This window comes from Bradyrhizobium sp. 170 (genome assembly GCF_023101085.1).
In the GTDB taxonomy this organism is placed as follows: domain Bacteria; phylum Pseudomonadota; class Alphaproteobacteria; order Rhizobiales; family Xanthobacteraceae; genus Bradyrhizobium.
In genome coordinates this window covers 5,288,732-5,305,073 of record NZ_CP064703.1, presented here as the reverse complement: position 1 = coordinate 5,305,073, position 16,342 = coordinate 5,288,732, and the positions used below count along the sequence as shown (strand labels likewise).

Below are 16,342 nucleotides of genomic sequence, written 5' to 3'. Positions count from 1 at the left end.
CACCGTGAGGCGTGCCGATGGCAGAGTTCGTGGATTTCACCAGCGAGGCATTTTTTCGTGATCCGCAGGCAGGGGTCGCGAGTTTGCGCGCCGTTGGTCCCGTCGTCGCGACAAAATTTCCGATCGTGGGCCGGGTCTGGGTCACCACGACCTACGAGGCGGCCGCGCGCGTGCTGAAGGACAGCACGCTCTTCACGCTGCGCAAGGAGGGCGGGGTTCTCGTGGGCCTGCCCTGGTGGTTGCCGAAATTCATCGCGACATTCGCCAACAACATGCTGACGATGGACGAGCCGGATCACACGCGGCTGCGAAGTATCGTCGACGAGGCGTTCCGCCGCCGCGCTGTCCTCGACATGGAGCCGCATATCCGCGCCATCGCCGGTCGCCTCGCCGGCGAATTATTTGCACAAGGCAGCCCCGCAGATCTGGTGCAGCGTTACGCGCGGATGCTGCCGCTTGCGGTGATCTGCGAGCTCTTGGGCCTGCCACCGGCTGACCGGCCAAAATTCATCGCCTGGGCCAATTCGATGGCGCATCTCACCAATGCATTCGGCTTTCTGCGACTGATCGGCGGCCTCATCAGGATGCGGCGCTATTTGAAAGAACGCCTGCGGCTCGCCCGCGAGGAGGGCGGTGAAGGATTGATCGCGGAACTCGTGCGCGTCGAGCAGGAGGGCGGACGCATCACGCCGGACGAGATGGTCTCGATGGTGTTTTTGCTGCTCGGCGCCGGGTCCGAGACCACGACCCATCTGATCAGCGGATCGGTGTTCGAACTGCTGAAGGATCCGGATCGCCGCGACTGGCTCGTGGCGGATTGGAGTCGCGCGGGGCTTGCGGTCGAAGAATTCCTGCGCTTCGTCTCGCCGGTGCAATTCTCAAAGCCGCGCTACGTGCGCAGGGATGTCGACCTCGAGGGCGTGAAATTGAAGAAGGGCGACAGGGTGATGGCGATGCTCGTCGCCGCCAATCTGGACTCCGACGCGAACGCGTGTCCCGAACGCCTCGATCTCGAGCGGCGGCCGAACCGGCATCTGTCGTTCGGGACCGGAATTCATTTCTGCCTCGGCCATCAGCTCGCGCGCATCGAAGCGATCTGCGCGCTGCAGGCGCTGTTCACGCGCTGGCCCGCACTCAAACTGGCGGTCGAGCCGTCGCAAATTCATTGGAGGAGACGGCCTGGTATTCGCATGATCGCGGAGTTGCCCGTGATGGCTGGCGTTTGATCGGAATGGCGGATCTTAACACTGGAGTTGTATTATCGGATTTGACACGCGTGCGATGCAGGTGCAGTGTGATTGCTTTACGGATTTTTGGGGCAATGACGCATGACCCGCCTGTTGGTTGTCGCCGTCCTATCCACACTCATCACTTCCGGGGTAGCTGCAGCACAAGCCGCCGATCTGATCACGACCTATCGCGGCGCCTGCGACGGCTCGGCTGCGGTTGCACTCGACCGGGATCGTTTTGCGGTGGCTGATGATGACAGCAATGTTCTCAACGTCTACCGAGCCGGACAAGAGGCAGTCATTCTGGAACTCGACCTGGATCAGTTCCTCGAAGCGCCGAAAAAGAAGAAACCCGGACCGGATGGCAAACCGGTTTTCAAGGAAGCCGACATAGAAGGGGCGGCGCGTGTCGGTGATCGCATCTACTGGATCGGGTCGCACGGCCGCGGTTCCGATGGCAGTGCGGAGCCGGGTCGGTCACGCCTGTTTGCGACCCGCATCGTATCGCATCCGGATGGACCGCGTCTGGAGCCGATAAATCCCGGCGCGTATACGGCCCTGCGCGAAAACATGTTCGACGACCCAAGGCTGAAGCCACTGAAGCTTTCCAAAGCTTTTGCGTCCGGGGAAAAGAAAGGGCCAGCTCCCGAAGCAAAGAACGGTTTCAATATCGAAGGCCTGGCTGCAACACCTGAAGGTGGCGTACTGATTGGATTTCGCAATCCGCGTCCCGGCAAACAAGCGATAGTCATCCCTCTCAATAATCCGGCCGACGTAGTGGACGCAGGAAAGAAGCCTGCCTTCGGCAATCCAAGGCTGCTCGATCTCAAGGGGCGTGGCATCCGCAGCATCGAATGGATAAACAACGTCTATGTCATCGTCGCCGGGCCGTACGGCAAAGCCAAGGAATCGAATATCAAGCCGCCATTCGCCCTCTTCACCTGGAGCGGGAACGAGGCCGACGTCAAACCGCGCATGATGAAGAAAATCAAACTCCCGGACGATTTCTCACCCGAAGCGGTACTTGAAATTCCGGGCAGTTCAAACATGATGCTTTTGTCCGACGATGGAACCGACAAGTGCAAGGACGCGGACAAATCCAGGAAATCTTTTCGAGCTTTGACCGTTCCGGTGCCGAAGTGACGCCGGCATGGCGCGCTCGCTCGATGGTGCATGGCATACTGGCGTACTGCGACGTTTGAGACTGCAAGAAAGGATGAGTGATGTCATTTCAGGGGAAACTTATTGCTCGCGCTCTGGAACAGTGGACGTTGTTTGGTCGGGACGAGGACAGGGACGACAAGTTCATCGACGCGGGAGGGAATACGACGAAGAACGAAACATCAAACGGAGTGCCGAACAGGCGCAAGGAAACCGTTGACCCTTTCTCCAGCCACGTCGCGAACTATTGGCTGGGCATTCCGAGCAAACAGTATGACGATCTCGTCAAGAAATTCGCCAAGGCCAAGGGCAGACTCGATGGCACTGTCGATCTGGCATGGTCGGCGGCGTTCATTTCCTATTGCATGCAGATGGCCGGGGCCGGTTCCAACTTCCCCTATTCGTCTGGCCATGCGACCTGGATGGTCCAGTCGATCAAGAACAGGAGCAACGGGAAGCTGAAGGCGGCGCTTGTCGGCTTCCGGCTCGGTGAAATCCCGCTCAAGCCCGGTGATCTCATTGCGAGGCCGCGCCAGGATGGGATCACTTACGATAATGCGGTGGAGAAAGGCTGGTTCATAAGCCATTCGGATATCGTGGTGGAGGTCGATAAGGAGAAGAATGTTGCCTATGTCGTTGGTGGCAATGTCGGGCAATCGGTCAGCAAGGCGAAGGTGACGATCGATTCCGACGGAAAGCTGAACGATACGGACGGCTGGATGGTCCACATCCAGAACAACATCGCGATCAAGGATACGGTCGTTGCGTCGTTGCCAACCCATGAAGCAAGAGTCGGATAGTTGCGACGGGCAGGGGGCGTGACAGGGTGCCGCGAAGGGTGTCCCTCTGTTTCACAGGATTGAGTAGCCACGTCGCGGGAACGAGGGAGCGTCAGGCTCGGCGGGAGCAACGGGTGAGTCAAGTCGATCCGTCACGTGCCGACCTGAGCTCTAGGGAAGTGGCAATTTATCGTCTCCGAGCACGACTGATTCGAACACGCCCTCGTTCATCAGTGTTTTGATACCATTCCGCACCGTCCTGCGCCGCGATAGATACTCGGGTGCCCCGACCTCGAAGAGAGCATCGAGCTTCTCGTCCAACGTCGGCTTCTTCAATGCGTCCTTGATGTCGGCTTTGCTGCCGCGTCCCTGGTGGGTGATATCCGACACCCAAATCGCGAGCTCGGGCTGCTTGTCGACGAGATCGTGCGTGCTTGCCAGCCGCTTGACCTTCCGGCGCATGATGTCCAGGGCTGTGGACACGGAGGCCTTGACCGCATCCTGCTCGTTGAGGAGCCAGTGCATCAGCTTTGCCGTGTTCAGGGCTTCCGCGTCGCCGACGGTTGTCGTGTCCGGGTTCAGATAGGTCATGAAGGAGACGAGCTGATCTTCAACCTTTCCGTTCGGCCGGTGAACCGTTGTGACTTCCTCCAATGAATAGGACCGCCCGTCAGCGACGCGATGCAGCCGTCCAGATTCGATCGTCAGGTCGGGGAAGTAGTCCTGCGCGGTTGGCAATCCGATCAGTTTGCGAAACAGAAGAATAAGATTGTCGTCAGGCGTGTGCGCCGCCAGCTGATAAAAGCCAAACGTGAATCGAGCCCGGTCATACGTGTTGACGAGAAGGTGATGGCCGCCAGCGCTCTCAGCGACGACAGTCGGCCAGATGAAATGCGACCATAGCCCAAAATCGTTGCTGGCCTCATGGCGATCGTAGAAAAGTGCTGGAAGCTCGTTCATGAACTTCGTCTGCGCGAGCCCTTTATGTGTTCCGTCGCCGTCGCTGAATGGAACGGTGTAGGCAACGAAGAACTTCTTGGTGCTCCCAGCTGGTTTGGCGAACCATTTGGTGAACTTGGTTTGTGGCTCACCATCCTGGGTGATTTTGAAATCGGTCACTGTCATTGATTGCCCCCACATTCGATCGTTCTCAATGCTACATTCTCTCCCTCGGTATTGAGATGTTAATGAGGGGTGCACTCTTCGATTTACGCAAGATGTTGCGTTCATGTTGCGTAGAATGAGATTTGGTTCGGATGCTTGTGGTGTCTGTGAGCGGGCTAGAGCAGGGCAGGGCAGCGAGCGATTCCGGCTCGGGTTTTTGCGCGCACAGAAAGCGCCTAAACCTGTCCTCGCACGGACCGAAATCAAAAATGAAACGCCCTCCGCACGATAGGAATCGGATTAGGAGGAGGTGGAGGCGGCGATGGTAGCCGCACAATAGACGGCGGGGGCGGTGGTGATGGAAGGCCTCCCGCAGTGCCCGGTGGGTGAGGTACCTGAGGGAAGTTTGGTGCTGGAAAGTTGGGCGGTTGAGGCATGCTCGGAGGCAGGCAACTTGTCTACGATTTTCTTGGCCAATTCTAGAGAGCCTTTGAGCGTTGCCCTAACGGTCCGTCGTCTGCGGCCAAAAACTCGTTCGGATCAGGCGGTTGTGGAATTGCCGAGTCTGGCTGGGGAACTAGGATTCGAACCTAGACAAACAGAGTCAGAGTCTGTTGTGCTACCGTTACACCATTCCCCATAAGGCATTGATATTACAACGTTTCTTGTCGAAACTTTTGCAAATGGCTTCGCAGATAGTCCCGATCATATAACTGCATCAGTGGTTTCGGTCCAGCCCTTGTTGAATCGCCCTCGAAACAGCCTGCATCTAACGGTTTTCGTAGGCTTTGCTGCGTTATCCTCGGACATAGCATTGTTCTTTCCATTAGCTGACTCTGAGTGTCGGCGCGGCTTGGCTAAGAGAACGAAAATTGCTCCGGTCGGGGGTTCGAGTCGCTCCCCCGCTATGCTTTCCTACTATTTTCTACGCCTGCCTACGATCTGCTGCGAATTCGCACGCGCAATAATTGCGCCGAGGCATCCTGTTTTCGCGAGCGGTGGTGTGGTGTGGCCTTCGTGTAATGAACGGTTATGGAGCGGCCGCTCATAGTGCGAAGCGGATGTTCGATCGCGTCACTCTCCCGCTCGTGGGCCATCCTCCCCAATTAGGGCAGCTGCGCAGGTCCATGCCTAGCCGCAGCCTTCGAGGGGCAGACACCAAGAGCTTGGCCAACAGAGAACCGGCCGCTCATAGCGTCAACAGCGGTCGTCATCCGTGCTGTGGTTGTCGCTTCAGGATTTTTTTGGCCGCGAGCGGCAGGAACGGAAGCAGCGACGCAGCTGGCGCCATGCTCTCGACATGTTTCCGAAGTTCGCGCTGGTGGTGATCGAGATATACTTGACTTACATGGATACAAAAATGACATGAAAAGTCGGTTGCATAAATATTATCAGCTCTTAGGCTCGAAAAGTCGCGCAACTTCCGATTAAGCCGATGCAATAATCAAACAACGGCCGAGCCCGGTCCGCACGTCCGATCACGCTCACAAGTCTCTCGACAATGCCGCGCGATTCACTGCCCTTTGATGTCCGTAGATCCATATCAGCCCCCGATGCCGATGCCTGAATCTCAACCGCTAACTGATTCTGAAAGCACCCCCCCCGCGACCTTTTGAATCAGACGTTTTTCTGACTCAGTAAGACTAGGCATCGCCTCTCGGCTTGGTGATTATTTTGAGATAGGAGCGAGTCAGATGAAGATTTCAGTTCGAAGTCTTGCTGCGAGCGACAAGCCATCCTGGATTGCTCTTTGGAACAGCTATCAGCAATTCTATGGCGTAACACTTCCAGAGACTACAACCGAGGCCACGTGGCGGCGACTGAAGGAAACAACAGAGCCCATCGGGGCATTCGCCGCCGATGATGGCACGTCGATTGTCGGATTTGTACATTACATCTTTCATCGGTCGACGTGGATGATCACAGATACCTGCTACCTTCAGGATTTGTTTGTGCAAGCGACCTGCCGCCGACGTGGCGCTGCCCGCACGTTGATTGATGCGGTCTATGCGGAGGCTGACCGCAAAGGGGCGGGGCAAGTCTATTGGCTAACGCACCAATCGAATGATAATGGGCGTCGCTTGTATGACAAGGTAGCTGTGAATTCCGGCTTTGTGCTCTACGAACGATTTGCGGAAACAAACCAATGATGCGTATAGCGCGTCAATCTGGTTGAGGGAGCGAGTCTCGCCTTGATTGCCGCCCGGTTGACGCGATTTGCCTGATACCGATTCGTTCAACTCGGCAAGTATATCGGGTGCAGAGGTGCAGATCCCCTTTCGTTGAGGTCCCTTTAGCTCAAGCATGTTATAAGAAGAACAGATGATTGGCCGCCTCCTGTTAGCCGTGTAGGTTCTGCGGAGCATGGGTAGCCCTGCAACAGTCGGCGGAAAAAGCGCTCAACTCCAGGGTCGGCTGGTGGCCCTTTGCAAGTTCGGCGGCCAACATTCCTACGAGAGGACCAAGCCCGAATCCTCTGCCACAGAAGCCAGCCGCCACCACCAACCCTTCTATCTCTTTGCTTGTATCAATGATGGGCAAGCCGGTAAGTGTTATGTCGACGTACCCAAGCCAACTCTCTCGAGTAGACAACGCAGTGAGCGCCGGCAGATAGGGCCCAACCGCGTCGCGCATGGCCACTTCGCCGCTTGATCCGATGGTCGTCGAGACACGCCAACTTTCTGCATCAACCTTGGGACAGGCCGCGCACATCGTAATGACGTGCACGCGCCCGCGGTGGTCCTGCCGTATTGCAAATGTCCCGTCTAAAGTGCTGATCACCGGCCGGAGTACGAGGTCGGTAGGAACCGTGCGTAGGCTGGCTACGCTCTCGATGGCGATGGGGCGCAGAGTGTGCCATTCCGGCAGCAGTTCGCTCGCACATATTCCCGCCGCGATGACCACAGCGTCAGCCGCCAAATCGCCTTCCCGTGTGTGAACCCCGACGACCTTGCCGCCTTTCTCTAGGATGCAATCGACCTCGGTGGACAATTTGAACTTGGCGCCATAACGGACGGCGGCACTTGCAAAACCTGCGCAAGTCTCCAGCGGATCGGCCTGCCCATCCAACGGACAGAATACGCCTCCTTGCGCCGGGCGACCCAATAGTGGGGTGTGTTCACGCAAGTCGGCCGCGCTCATTAGCAGATGCGGGATGCCAGACATCGCACATCGTTCGGAAAATTGGAGGAGCACCGACGCCTCGTCTTCTCGCGTCGCGATCCGCAAGTTGCCACTACGACGGTAGTGGCACTCGTGGTCAAGTCGTTCTGACAAGGTTTCCCACAGCGGAAGACCTACGCGCATCAACGGTATTTCTGCTTCCGGACGCCCGGCAATTCGGACACCACCGAACGACCATCCGGATCCCATGGCAGCAAGTGTCCTGCCGCTCTCGCACACGGTTACGTCGTAGCCTTCGGACGCCAGCCAATAGGCCGTCGCACAGCCAACAATGCCTGCGCCAACAACAAGAACGTCTGCCAAGATACCTCGCAATGCTCAAGACCAGAAAACCGGAACGGCGTGCCTCGCCAAGTGAGCAAGATGCCTGCGCCGGGCACTAAGCGGCCAAAAGCGACCGGTCGGTGCAAATGGGCGAAATTCGTTCGCAATCCCTCGGATGACGTCGGCGGCTTTGTCAGCTTCGGTGTCCGAATTAGAAAAAATCCAGCGATCATGAGCTATCTCGAGGGCTTCGCTGGTTGGCCAGCCCGACCACGACGATCTTCCACTGGCGCGCAGAGGCAGGAAGGCCGAGGGAACAGTGAAGTCAGCCACCGAGAACCATGTGTGAAATATGTTCCAGCCCTCAAACATATGTCGTCGCAACTGGACTTGCTGCGTTGTCAACTTGACGACTTGGACAGGCAAGCCCAGTTCGGCGAACCACGACGCCGTCGCGAACCCTTGCGGGGTCGTGTGGTGCTGGTCGGCCGCCACTATGACAGTCGTAGGAGTGCTCCTCAGGGGGCCAGGCGGCCGATCAATGTGCACCGCCAGCGGTTCAGCTGCTCCATCGGTTTGTCCATCGATAAGGAAAGGAAGGCAAGATCTCTCTTGCCGCCACCGTCCCCGCCTCACGTCGACAAATGACGCCATACACCGCTCTTGAGGAATGCAGTCGGCGACGTAGCTACGCGTATGCAGATCATCGAACGGTGGTGCGAGATGATTGAACCGACAGATGCCGACGAAACCGAACGGGTCCGCCTCCTCACATTCGATGAACGGGTCTGCAGCAAGTCGATCAGCCATGGATGGATCGATATGCTCCGACCAATCTAGCTGACCCTTTATCATAGCCTCTATCGTGTCATCCTGTCCGCGGTTGCAGCGCCAGATGCATTCATGCGCGACCGCTCGCTTACCACCTGTCAGGAAATCTGCGGGCTCTTCGCGCGGTTCGTAGCGGCCGAATGCCTTGAAGACGGTCGCTTCATTTCGGTCGAAACCGCTAGTCTTGAGACACATCGGACCGCTGCCAATGGGCTCGATCCGCTTGCCCGAGCGTGCAGCGATGGCCGAACTCGCGGGCATGATAAACAGACAGGGAGGGGTGATTTTGGAAAGCAGGGCCGTCAGGCGCGCAACTGGCCTGGAAAACTTCCATCGGAAGTTTCGGTCGTCGATCACCGACAACTCGCGTGTAGCGGCCCGCAACGCTCTGCCGACAGGATCGATGTCAAGCCAAAGTTCGATGCTCGAGACGGCATCCATCGCGCGAACCAGTTCTCCAGTATGAAACAGTAAGCCGGGGCGAAGCGCGAATTCCCATCGGGTTCGATCATGTGATGCCTGCTCCGAGAAAATCATCTGCCGTCGCGGCATAAGTTGTCTGTCGACTCCATACAACGTGTCCCAGACTAGGAAGCTGGCATTGCGACAGACGTAGGAGTGGTCCAGATGCGGCTGCAGTGAGGACAGAGCCACGTGCGGCTGGAATACGAGGTTCGACACGATCTTCATTTCTGGGACGTCCAAAGGGATGGCCAACTCGGGGCGCCCGGCTGGTTCACTGTGCGCACTACGAGCATGGAAAACGCAGTCAACAGCACGGCGGCTGCAACGGTTACTGTCGTGATTCCGACAATCACCCATCCCGCGCCGAGGTACAAAGCATTAACGGCCGGCGCTGTGCGGAACAGTAACATAAACACTGCCGCCACCTTTCCGCGGTGCTCCGCAACCAAGAAACGCCTATCCATTGCGCGCCTCGCAATCCGCAACTATTTGACCACAGCGACATTTGCTATCGACCCTTTGTTGAACCCTTTGAGAATTCCGCCCTTAGCCACGACTGATGACAGCAGCGCGACGAGGTCTGACGAAAACACTTCGCCGGGCGCCACGATGAGTTGACCTGGAGGGTACGCGGTCAACATCTCGGCAGAGATACGTCCCACGGCATGGGACAACCGAACCGTTTCGCGATTGGCACAGAAGAACGCCTCATGCATCGACATTGCGACGTCATTCGAAGATTGGACGTACGGCATCGGCGCAAGTCGCTTTTTCCGATACCTATCCATGTTCTCCAGCGCGGCCACGAGTCGGTCACTGATCCGCCGTTCACGAGGTGGGAAAAGAACAAGGATGCAGTCAAACGTCGCCTTCTCGACGACGATGCCGTCCTTGTAGAGCAGACCTGCGACCTCGAACCCCGTAATCCCAAGCCCCCTGACGTTGATCGTGAGGCGAGAAGGATCGATAGCTTCTGCCGCATGGGGCACCACGTCGCGACGGTCGAGCACCCTAACGCCATCGATGCGGCGAAGCTGTTCGGCAGCGGATTGCGCGGAATCGACCGCGGTGCTCCACTCCGAATGCCCATGCCGGTCATGATCAGCCATCGCAAATTCCAGGCTCTGCATTAAGAGCACGGACGAACTCGTGCTGCAGAGCAGGTTCATAAATCTATCGATCGGCCCACAGAGTTCTGTATCCGCGAGCAAGATCAGGGACGCCTGGCTCAGCGCATTCATCGTTTTATGTGGCGACTGGGTAACGATCTTGGCGCCGAGGGTGATGCTTGGCTGCGGAAACCCGAGGGCATGCAGACCTCGAAAATGGCTTCCGTGCGCCTCGTCCATCATCAGCACGGCGGCGTGCGCATCACAAAGAGCCGCAATAGCAGGCGTGCTAGGTGCGAGCCCGTCATAGGTGACACCGTTAACGGCAACGAGCCTCACATCGGGGTTCGACCGCAGGGCCAATGCGACATCGAGTGGGCGCACAGGTAAGAGCACGCCAAGGTCTTCGTCATAGAGCGGATAGATCCAATTCACTTTCGCACGCGCTAACATGGCTCCGACAGCGACCGACAGGTGCACGTCGCGGGAGAGTATGGTTTTGGTACCCGGCGCTGCGAGGGCCATTACGGCTATGTGATTGGCTGACGACGTACCATTCGTTATCATCCGGCAGGCTGCGGCCTTGTTCTTGAGCGCAATCTTTGTGCTGACGCGGCCGATGGCAGTGCGGGAGTCGTTTTGCGTGAAAATGCTGCCGAGTTCTTCATTGCTGCACGAGTCATCCAGACGCATTGCAGCTTGAATGATGTTACGGACGCTGGAGCCCGGAACGTAGGTCATTCGAACTCCTCCGTTAGAAGAGCAACCCGATCGCGCTCCGGCACATCGAAATTGTGGCCGAGGCGCTTGCCTCGGTTATGAAGGGGTGTGTAACCCCGAAGAGTGGCCTCCGTGTTGGAGAGCGCCAGCTCGATTTCCATCGACTCGCAGTTGTCAGCGCATTCAACGGGACTACTCCGCTCGAGGTCGATCACCTCGAATGACAGCGATACATTATGACGCGAACCTGCTGTCATTAGCGGTGCTCCATCTTGAAAGAACCAACCGAGATTTACTGGTCAAAATGCGCCATTCGAAGCGATCCTCAGAGCCGTCTCCGGATTTGCGCCAGGTGGATGAACTGATTGGCCAACTATCCTCGGCCGACATTGGATTGGGGCACCGTCGCCAAGCCGCAATCACTTGCGCGGCGGCGCTGTCCGTCTCTCCTGGCGGCTCGGACAAAATCCGCGGGTATCCCGCAGCTATTTCGCGCACCGACGCCAGATAAGTCGGAAAACCGTAAGGGTCGTGCAGATCATCGTCTCGGCTTAAAGGCGTGCCAAGATAATTTACTAGCGATCCAGCGATAGCAACCCGAGAGGGATGGGCATGACTGAATTAGGTTTTGAGATCCGCACCCAAGTAGCAAGTAGCGAGCTATGGTGAGGGCACCAATATGCAGACCCGAATGGTTGTTTGAAAACTGAACCCAAAATTACTGCGGCACCACGGTGGAACGATTGGGTGATGCCGCTTCGTTTTATTTCTAAGAGAACCGGATTGGCCATTGCTTACTCCTCAACTCAATGATCGAACGACGAGCGCTTGGTGATCAGATTGATGCTTCCAACAAGAGGCTCTACCTTGGTCCCGCCTGGAACAAATTCTGGGTACTCATTGATGACTGGATCACCTATCAGACCAATCGACGCCCAGAGGCGCCTGCCGAACTTCGGCATGATGGGATAGGCGATGATGGCGAGCAAACGCACGCACAGGAGCTGAAGCGCCAGGCTTGTCAGTCTGGATGTCTTGGATCGCACTCCATCTTCCACCGCGATTTGGCACGACTGGCTATAGCGCTGCGCGATATGGCACATTTCGACAAACGCAGTTGCTGCGGCCCTGGTTGAAAAGAACTCCAGAGACAGCGCACGTCGGCTCGCTCGTGCAACATCACAGATTTCGGCAAGGACTCGCTGATCGTCTTGAGTCCAATCGGCTGTGTCCGGAGCGACACCGTCGTTCGCCGCGATAAGAGTGTCGACCTGGCAAAGCCAGGGGCGGAGTACTTCGCTAGCTATTGTTTCTACGGTACTTAGCAGTTCATCGGGGCGAAATGGCTGGTTAACATCCGTAGGCCGAGCGAGAGCCGCCACGAGGCGCAGAACATCCGAAGAATGGTTTTCTAAATACGATTCAGGCGATAACCCATTGCCCGCGCTGGAGGAGAGTTTTTCTCCGTCGACCATCAAGAAATGATTGCATACTAATGTCGGGCGCGGATAGTCCGTCACCTGCGCCAGATGCGCGATTAACGGGTAGAACGCCGCATAGAAAAACAAGTTATCCTTTCCGAAAAACGTCAACGCTATGGGCTTTGCTGCTTGGAGCGCGCCGAGCGCACACTTGGCCTCGTCGTACGAAACTGCTGTCGCGATGGCGCCTTCGAACCACGCCGAGATGCGTTCACTGCCCGATGCATTCGGAATGCAAACACCCCAACCACATTCGGTTGTCACCGGGATTTCGATCCTTCTCTGCATTGCCGCCAGGCGCTCCAGATATCCCGAGATGAACGGATCGCTGTTTCCCTTCGCATTTAGCGAAGGGAGTAGATTCAGATAATCAGACAGGCATAAGACAGTGCGATCAACTTTCGCCGGACTAGTCCGATTGCCGCATATCCCGCACAGGCAATTACCCAAAGAACAGCCGAAGACCGGCATGAGACAGGATTCGCACACATCGCCGTAGGTTAATGCGTTGCAGTCCGGACAAAGCCCGCTGCAAAGCCCTTCTTCTCGAAACTCGTTGCACGTCGAGCAAAACGGAACCTCGATGCGCTTGCGCGCGATGTGTCCTTGCCGGACGAGTTCCTGGTAGGCCGTTGTCAGGCGGCGCTGGTGCCGTTCAGAGCTGGCTGTTCCCCAAATGCGATCAACAGCGATGTCGAAAAGCGAGAACTGCCGAATGATGGCCAATGATTGGCGATCCACCAACTGACGGGCCGACGTGCGCTCGCGGCGGGCGCGAAGCTCCACATAGGATTGATGGTCGTCGAGTCCCAGAATCAACACGGCTCGATTGCCGCGCATCGCTTCAGCGCGTTTCAACATGTCGGCCGCCAAGTAGGGACCGGCCAGATGTCCCAGATGGAGCGGGGTGTTAGGAGTGGGACGCGAAACTAAGAGCGAAATCTCATCGCGAACTCGGCTCACATCCGTAATCGGTGAGGGATAAGATCCGGCCCCCGTCCAATAAATCGTAAAATAGGTTAGGTTCTCTGAACTTGAAATGTTCGTCAATTGGTGCTTCGCAAACGGCTCGAAAACGCAGATATCGCCAGATCGAACGAACCGAGGCTCGCCAACACCGTCGAGCCTGCCTTGCCCGGACAAGATGACAAAAACCTCGTGTTCATGGTGATTGTCCGGTCGCGTGCACGCTTCGGGCTGCACGGTGACCGTGCCGCCGGCGAACGGAGCTCTCGCGTCGCACTGCGCAATTGGAGCGGGCTCAAAACGTACGGGTACGTGAGATGACGCAATTGTTTGTGCTGTCATTTCTAGGCTTCCTGTCTTTCGATCGGAGCTGCGGCTGCATCGGCAGGATTTTGGCCCAAAATCGCGTGACAGATCTCGGCCGCTCGGGTCGGGACAATTGGCAGGGCCGGATCACCGGGCCCATGCGATCGCTCGGCCGCTCCCTGGATGAACAGCTTGCAATCGCCGACCTTCGACATTCCGACGCTATAGTCCCGCCGAATTCGCATCAGCCCCGCGCTGTCTCGGTCGATATACGGTCCGAGATCTACAAGTAGATCATCTAGATTCTTGCTGTCATAACCCGTCGCGCAAAGCACGGCGTCCACGTCGATCTCTTCGATTTGTTCAGTCACGCTCGACCGAAGAGATACGCCCACACCTGCGCCTTGGCGGGAAATCCCGCTGATCGAACTAAATCTGTGGAGCGTCACTCGATTTCTGCCCTGCAGTGCTTCGTTGTATATTGTCCGATATATATCGCGTAATTGCCCTGCTTCGATAACCGCATAATTCGTCAATTGGGACGCTTCCTTGATGGAATGAATATTATTCAAATAGCAATGGTGGGCTAAATCTACAAAATCTGGCCGAAATATCTCATTGACGAACGGCGTATCGTCGAAAGGTAGAAAGGCGAAAGACCTCAATATGACTGAGATTCGTGCCCTTGGGTAATGCATCAACAGATACTGCAGCACATCACCAGCACTTTGCCCTGTGCCGACGATGAGAAATCTGTGGTCTTTCGAATTGTCCGGGAATGCAGAGAGGAAGCGCGTTTTGAAATTCGCGGTGTGGTAGACATGATCCTGGAAACTTGAACTCAATTCGGTGGGAATCTTTGGTTGTCGCCCAATGGCGAGTACTGCATTTTTGGTGAGGTAAACAAGCTGCCCCGCTAACGAGTCGCATTCCAACCGGAACAGTGGTCCGTGCTGTCGAGAGTGTTCAAGCGTAATGGCGTTTACGGTCGTTCCGTATTTGGTCGTCGAGGTAAAATCGCCTTCGCACCATTTGAGATAGGCCGTATAATCCGCGCGCGTCGGGTAAAAATCCCGCAGGTTCATAAACTCGAATAGACGATTGTGCTCCTTAAGATAATTTACAAAAGAGTATTTTGAGCGCGGGTTTCGCGCAGTGACCAAATCTTCCCAAAAGCAGGTCGTCATTTTGGCATTTGGCAGAAGCAGTTCGCTTTGCCATGAGAACTCGTGCCTACTCTCAATGAAAGCAGTAGTTCTCGGGCGATTAGTTTGGGGGATTTCGGAGAAAGCAATTGCCAACGCCAGATTCGCAGGGCCAAAGCCTACGCCGACTAAATCAAATTTAAGCACCATCAATCACCGGGATCTGTCGACGTGCCGCCGTGCGCGCACCTCAACTCGCAAAGCCAACAGTAGTTTTGGCTATGCTTTGGGTTGCAGTTGCGAAACCTAAGGTGGCAGTAGTATAGTAACAACACCGAAGGTGGCAAACGCCTAAGGTGGCAATGCGGCGGTGTCAACGGTTAGGCAGGCGATCGGATGATTTCTCTTGCGCGCTCGAATGTCAGCCGGCATCAACGCCTTCACAGTCACTGCTACACTCATATTTCCCTCCCACCAGCATGCACGTGGTAAAACGCACAAACCGCACTAAGCGATTTATCCTCGCTATCGGACATTATGAATGCATAGGGGCAGAGGTCAGCCTCAATTTCACTCAAACCATCTCGTCGTCGCGCCAAATTCATTGCCGCGCGAAGCTCCCAGGCGCTCTCGTAACGTTAGCGGGCCAGATCGAGGGAGCGGAGAAGGTCTGCTTCAGCAACTGTCCAGCGCCCCCGACGGGAACGGGTCCGCTGCTCGTTGTCGTTCTCAAGAATGCTCAAGCATCATCAAAGATGTCAGTCGACCCGTTCTAACTGAATAGCACTTCGGCTAGCCTCGATACTGATCTGCCGGAATAAATGGAGATGCTCCGGTCGCAGACTTCTCCAGATCGGACCTTCTAGTTGTTCATCGAGGCGAGGCACATGAGCGAAGTACGAACGGCAAAGACGGTCAACGAATTGAAGGCGGAGGTTCGGCTCTGGCGATCCCGTGGACTGAAGGGCACTCAGCGCGAAAATCTTCGAGGAGCCATCATTTGATGACGATGGTTCAACCCACTTTTCGTAGGGCAACACCCGAAGACGTCGGCACCTTGGCTGAATTCGTGCACTTCGCGAGTGAGGGCTTCGCCTTATACCTATGGACGCAGATTGCTGGACCCGAGCGGGATCCCTGGCAGATCGGTCGTGAGCGACTGCTCCGCGGAACGAGCGACATGTCTTGTCGCACTGCCGTTATAGCGGAAGCTTCGGGGAAACCAGCCTCAGGCGTCATCGGTTATCCGTTGAGTGATAAGCCTGAGCCCGCTTCGAGCCAAATCCCAGAAGTACTCCTGCCGTTGCACGAACTCAGGAATAAGGCCCCTGATACGTGGTACGTGCAGGCGCTCGCTGCGTACCCTGAATACCGAGGCAGGGGCCATGGTTCTGCACTTCTGGCCGAGGCCGAAACTCTCGCAGCTTCTGTCGGCAAGCGGAGCCTGAGTCTCGTTGTGTCCGACACTAACACGGGCGCTCGCAAACTATATGAGCGCTGTGGATACCGCGAGGCTGCGCACTGCAAAATGGTCAAGGAACAGTGGGTGCATCCGGGCACCAATTGGGTGTTACTCAGAAAAGATCTGTCAAAGTAGCC

The 16,342-nt window shown here is 56.5% G+C and carries 11 protein-coding genes and 1 tRNA gene; 4 read left to right on the top strand and 8 right to left on the bottom strand.

What is annotated here, in order from left to right; translation table 11 throughout:
- Positions 1-17 precede the first annotated feature (17 nt).
- The 3 genes from IVB05_RS24750 to IVB05_RS24740 all read left to right on the top strand — a co-directional run bounded on the left by IVB05_RS24750 (position 18) and on the right by IVB05_RS24740 (position 3,190).
- Positions 18-1,226, top strand: coding sequence for a cytochrome P450 (locus tag IVB05_RS24750; RefSeq protein WP_247778517.1), 1,209 nt, complete (start codon positions 18-20; stop codon positions 1,224-1,226).
- Positions 1,227-1,328: 102 nt separating this feature from the next.
- The gene (locus tag IVB05_RS24745; protein WP_247778516.1) at positions 1,329-2,372 is read left to right on the top strand and encodes a DUF3616 domain-containing protein; all 1,044 of its coding nucleotides are present in this window, start codon (positions 1,329-1,331) and stop codon (positions 2,370-2,372) included.
- 80 nt (positions 2,373-2,452) lie between these two features.
- Positions 2,453-3,190: a DUF2272 domain-containing protein gene (locus tag IVB05_RS24740; RefSeq protein WP_247778515.1), complete on the top strand. Its 738-nt coding sequence runs from the start codon at positions 2,453-2,455 to the stop codon at positions 3,188-3,190.
- 150 nt (positions 3,191-3,340) lie between these two features.
- On the opposite strand, the gene IVB05_RS24735 is transcribed toward IVB05_RS24740, so the two are convergent.
- Both IVB05_RS24735 and IVB05_RS24730 read right to left on the bottom strand, forming a co-directional pair.
- Positions 3,341-4,294, bottom strand: a complete 954-nt coding sequence (locus IVB05_RS24735) for a hypothetical protein (RefSeq protein ID WP_247778514.1) — start codon at positions 4,292-4,294, stop codon at positions 3,341-3,343.
- A 545-nt stretch (positions 4,295-4,839) separates the two neighbouring features.
- Positions 4,840-4,913 (bottom strand) — tRNA-Gln (locus tag IVB05_RS24730).
- 1,054 nt (positions 4,914-5,967) lie between these two features.
- Between IVB05_RS24730 and IVB05_RS24725 the strand changes: the two genes are divergently transcribed.
- A complete protein-coding gene (locus IVB05_RS24725; RefSeq protein WP_247778513.1) occupies positions 5,968-6,423 on the top strand; it encodes a GNAT family N-acetyltransferase in 456 nt (151 codons plus the stop codon).
- A 190-nt stretch (positions 6,424-6,613) separates the two neighbouring features.
- Here IVB05_RS24725 and IVB05_RS24720 read toward each other — a convergent pair whose 3' ends face one another.
- The 6 genes from IVB05_RS24720 to IVB05_RS24695 all read right to left on the bottom strand — a co-directional run bounded on the left by IVB05_RS24720 (position 6,614) and on the right by IVB05_RS24695 (position 14,950).
- Positions 6,614-7,759, bottom strand: a complete 1,146-nt coding sequence (locus tag IVB05_RS24720) for an FAD-binding oxidoreductase (RefSeq protein ID WP_247778511.1) — start codon at positions 7,757-7,759, stop codon at positions 6,614-6,616.
- Between the two features lie 15 nt (positions 7,760-7,774).
- Complete coding sequence (locus IVB05_RS24715; RefSeq protein WP_247778509.1) at positions 7,775-9,241, bottom strand: ABC transporter substrate-binding protein; 1,467 nt, start codon at positions 9,239-9,241, stop codon at positions 7,775-7,777.
- Between the two features lie 260 nt (positions 9,242-9,501).
- Entirely contained in the window at positions 9,502-10,866 is a 1,365-nt protein-coding gene (locus IVB05_RS24710; protein WP_247778508.1) for an aminotransferase class I/II-fold pyridoxal phosphate-dependent enzyme, read from the bottom strand.
- Positions 10,863-11,102, bottom strand: a complete 240-nt coding sequence (locus IVB05_RS24705; protein ID WP_247778507.1) for a hypothetical protein — start codon at positions 11,100-11,102, stop codon at positions 10,863-10,865. The genes IVB05_RS24710 and IVB05_RS24705 overlap by 4 nt, the downstream gene beginning before the upstream one ends.
- 549 nt (positions 11,103-11,651) lie before the next feature.
- Entirely contained in the window at positions 11,652-13,634 is a 1,983-nt protein-coding gene (locus IVB05_RS24700; protein ID WP_247778506.1) for a class I tRNA ligase family protein, read from the bottom strand.
- A 2-nt stretch (positions 13,635-13,636) separates the two neighbouring features.
- On the bottom strand, positions 13,637-14,950 hold the full coding sequence (locus IVB05_RS24695) for a SidA/IucD/PvdA family monooxygenase (RefSeq protein ID WP_247778505.1): 1,314 nt from the start codon (positions 14,948-14,950) through the stop codon (positions 13,637-13,639).
- Positions 14,951-16,342 lie beyond the last annotated feature (1,392 nt).

What these genes read in the sequence shown, in the direction of transcription:
- IVB05_RS24750 (WP_247778517.1), top strand. Translation starts at nt 18, where the DNA reads ATGGCAGAGTTCGTGGATTTCACCAGCGAGGCATTTTTTCGTGATCCG.
- IVB05_RS24745 (WP_247778516.1), top strand. Translation starts at nt 1,329, where the DNA reads ATGACCCGCCTGTTGGTTGTCGCCGTCCTATCCACACTCATCACTTCC.
- IVB05_RS24740 (WP_247778515.1), top strand. Translation starts at nt 2,453, where the DNA reads ATGTCATTTCAGGGGAAACTTATTGCTCGCGCTCTGGAACAGTGGACG.
- IVB05_RS24735 (WP_247778514.1), bottom strand. Translation starts at nt 4,294, where the DNA reads ATGACAGTGACCGATTTCAAAATCACCCAGGATGGTGAGCCACAAACC.
- IVB05_RS24725 (WP_247778513.1), top strand. Translation starts at nt 5,968, where the DNA reads ATGAAGATTTCAGTTCGAAGTCTTGCTGCGAGCGACAAGCCATCCTGG.
- IVB05_RS24715 (WP_247778509.1), bottom strand. Translation starts at nt 9,241, where the DNA reads ATGAAGATCGTGTCGAACCTCGTATTCCAGCCGCACGTGGCTCTGTCC.
- IVB05_RS24710 (WP_247778508.1), bottom strand. Translation starts at nt 10,866, where the DNA reads ATGACCTACGTTCCGGGCTCCAGCGTCCGTAACATCATTCAAGCTGCA.
- IVB05_RS24705 (WP_247778507.1), bottom strand. Translation starts at nt 11,102, where the DNA reads ATGACAGCAGGTTCGCGTCATAATGTATCGCTGTCATTCGAGGTGATC.
- IVB05_RS24700 (WP_247778506.1), bottom strand. Translation starts at nt 13,634, where the DNA reads ATGACAGCACAAACAATTGCGTCATCTCACGTACCCGTACGTTTTGAG.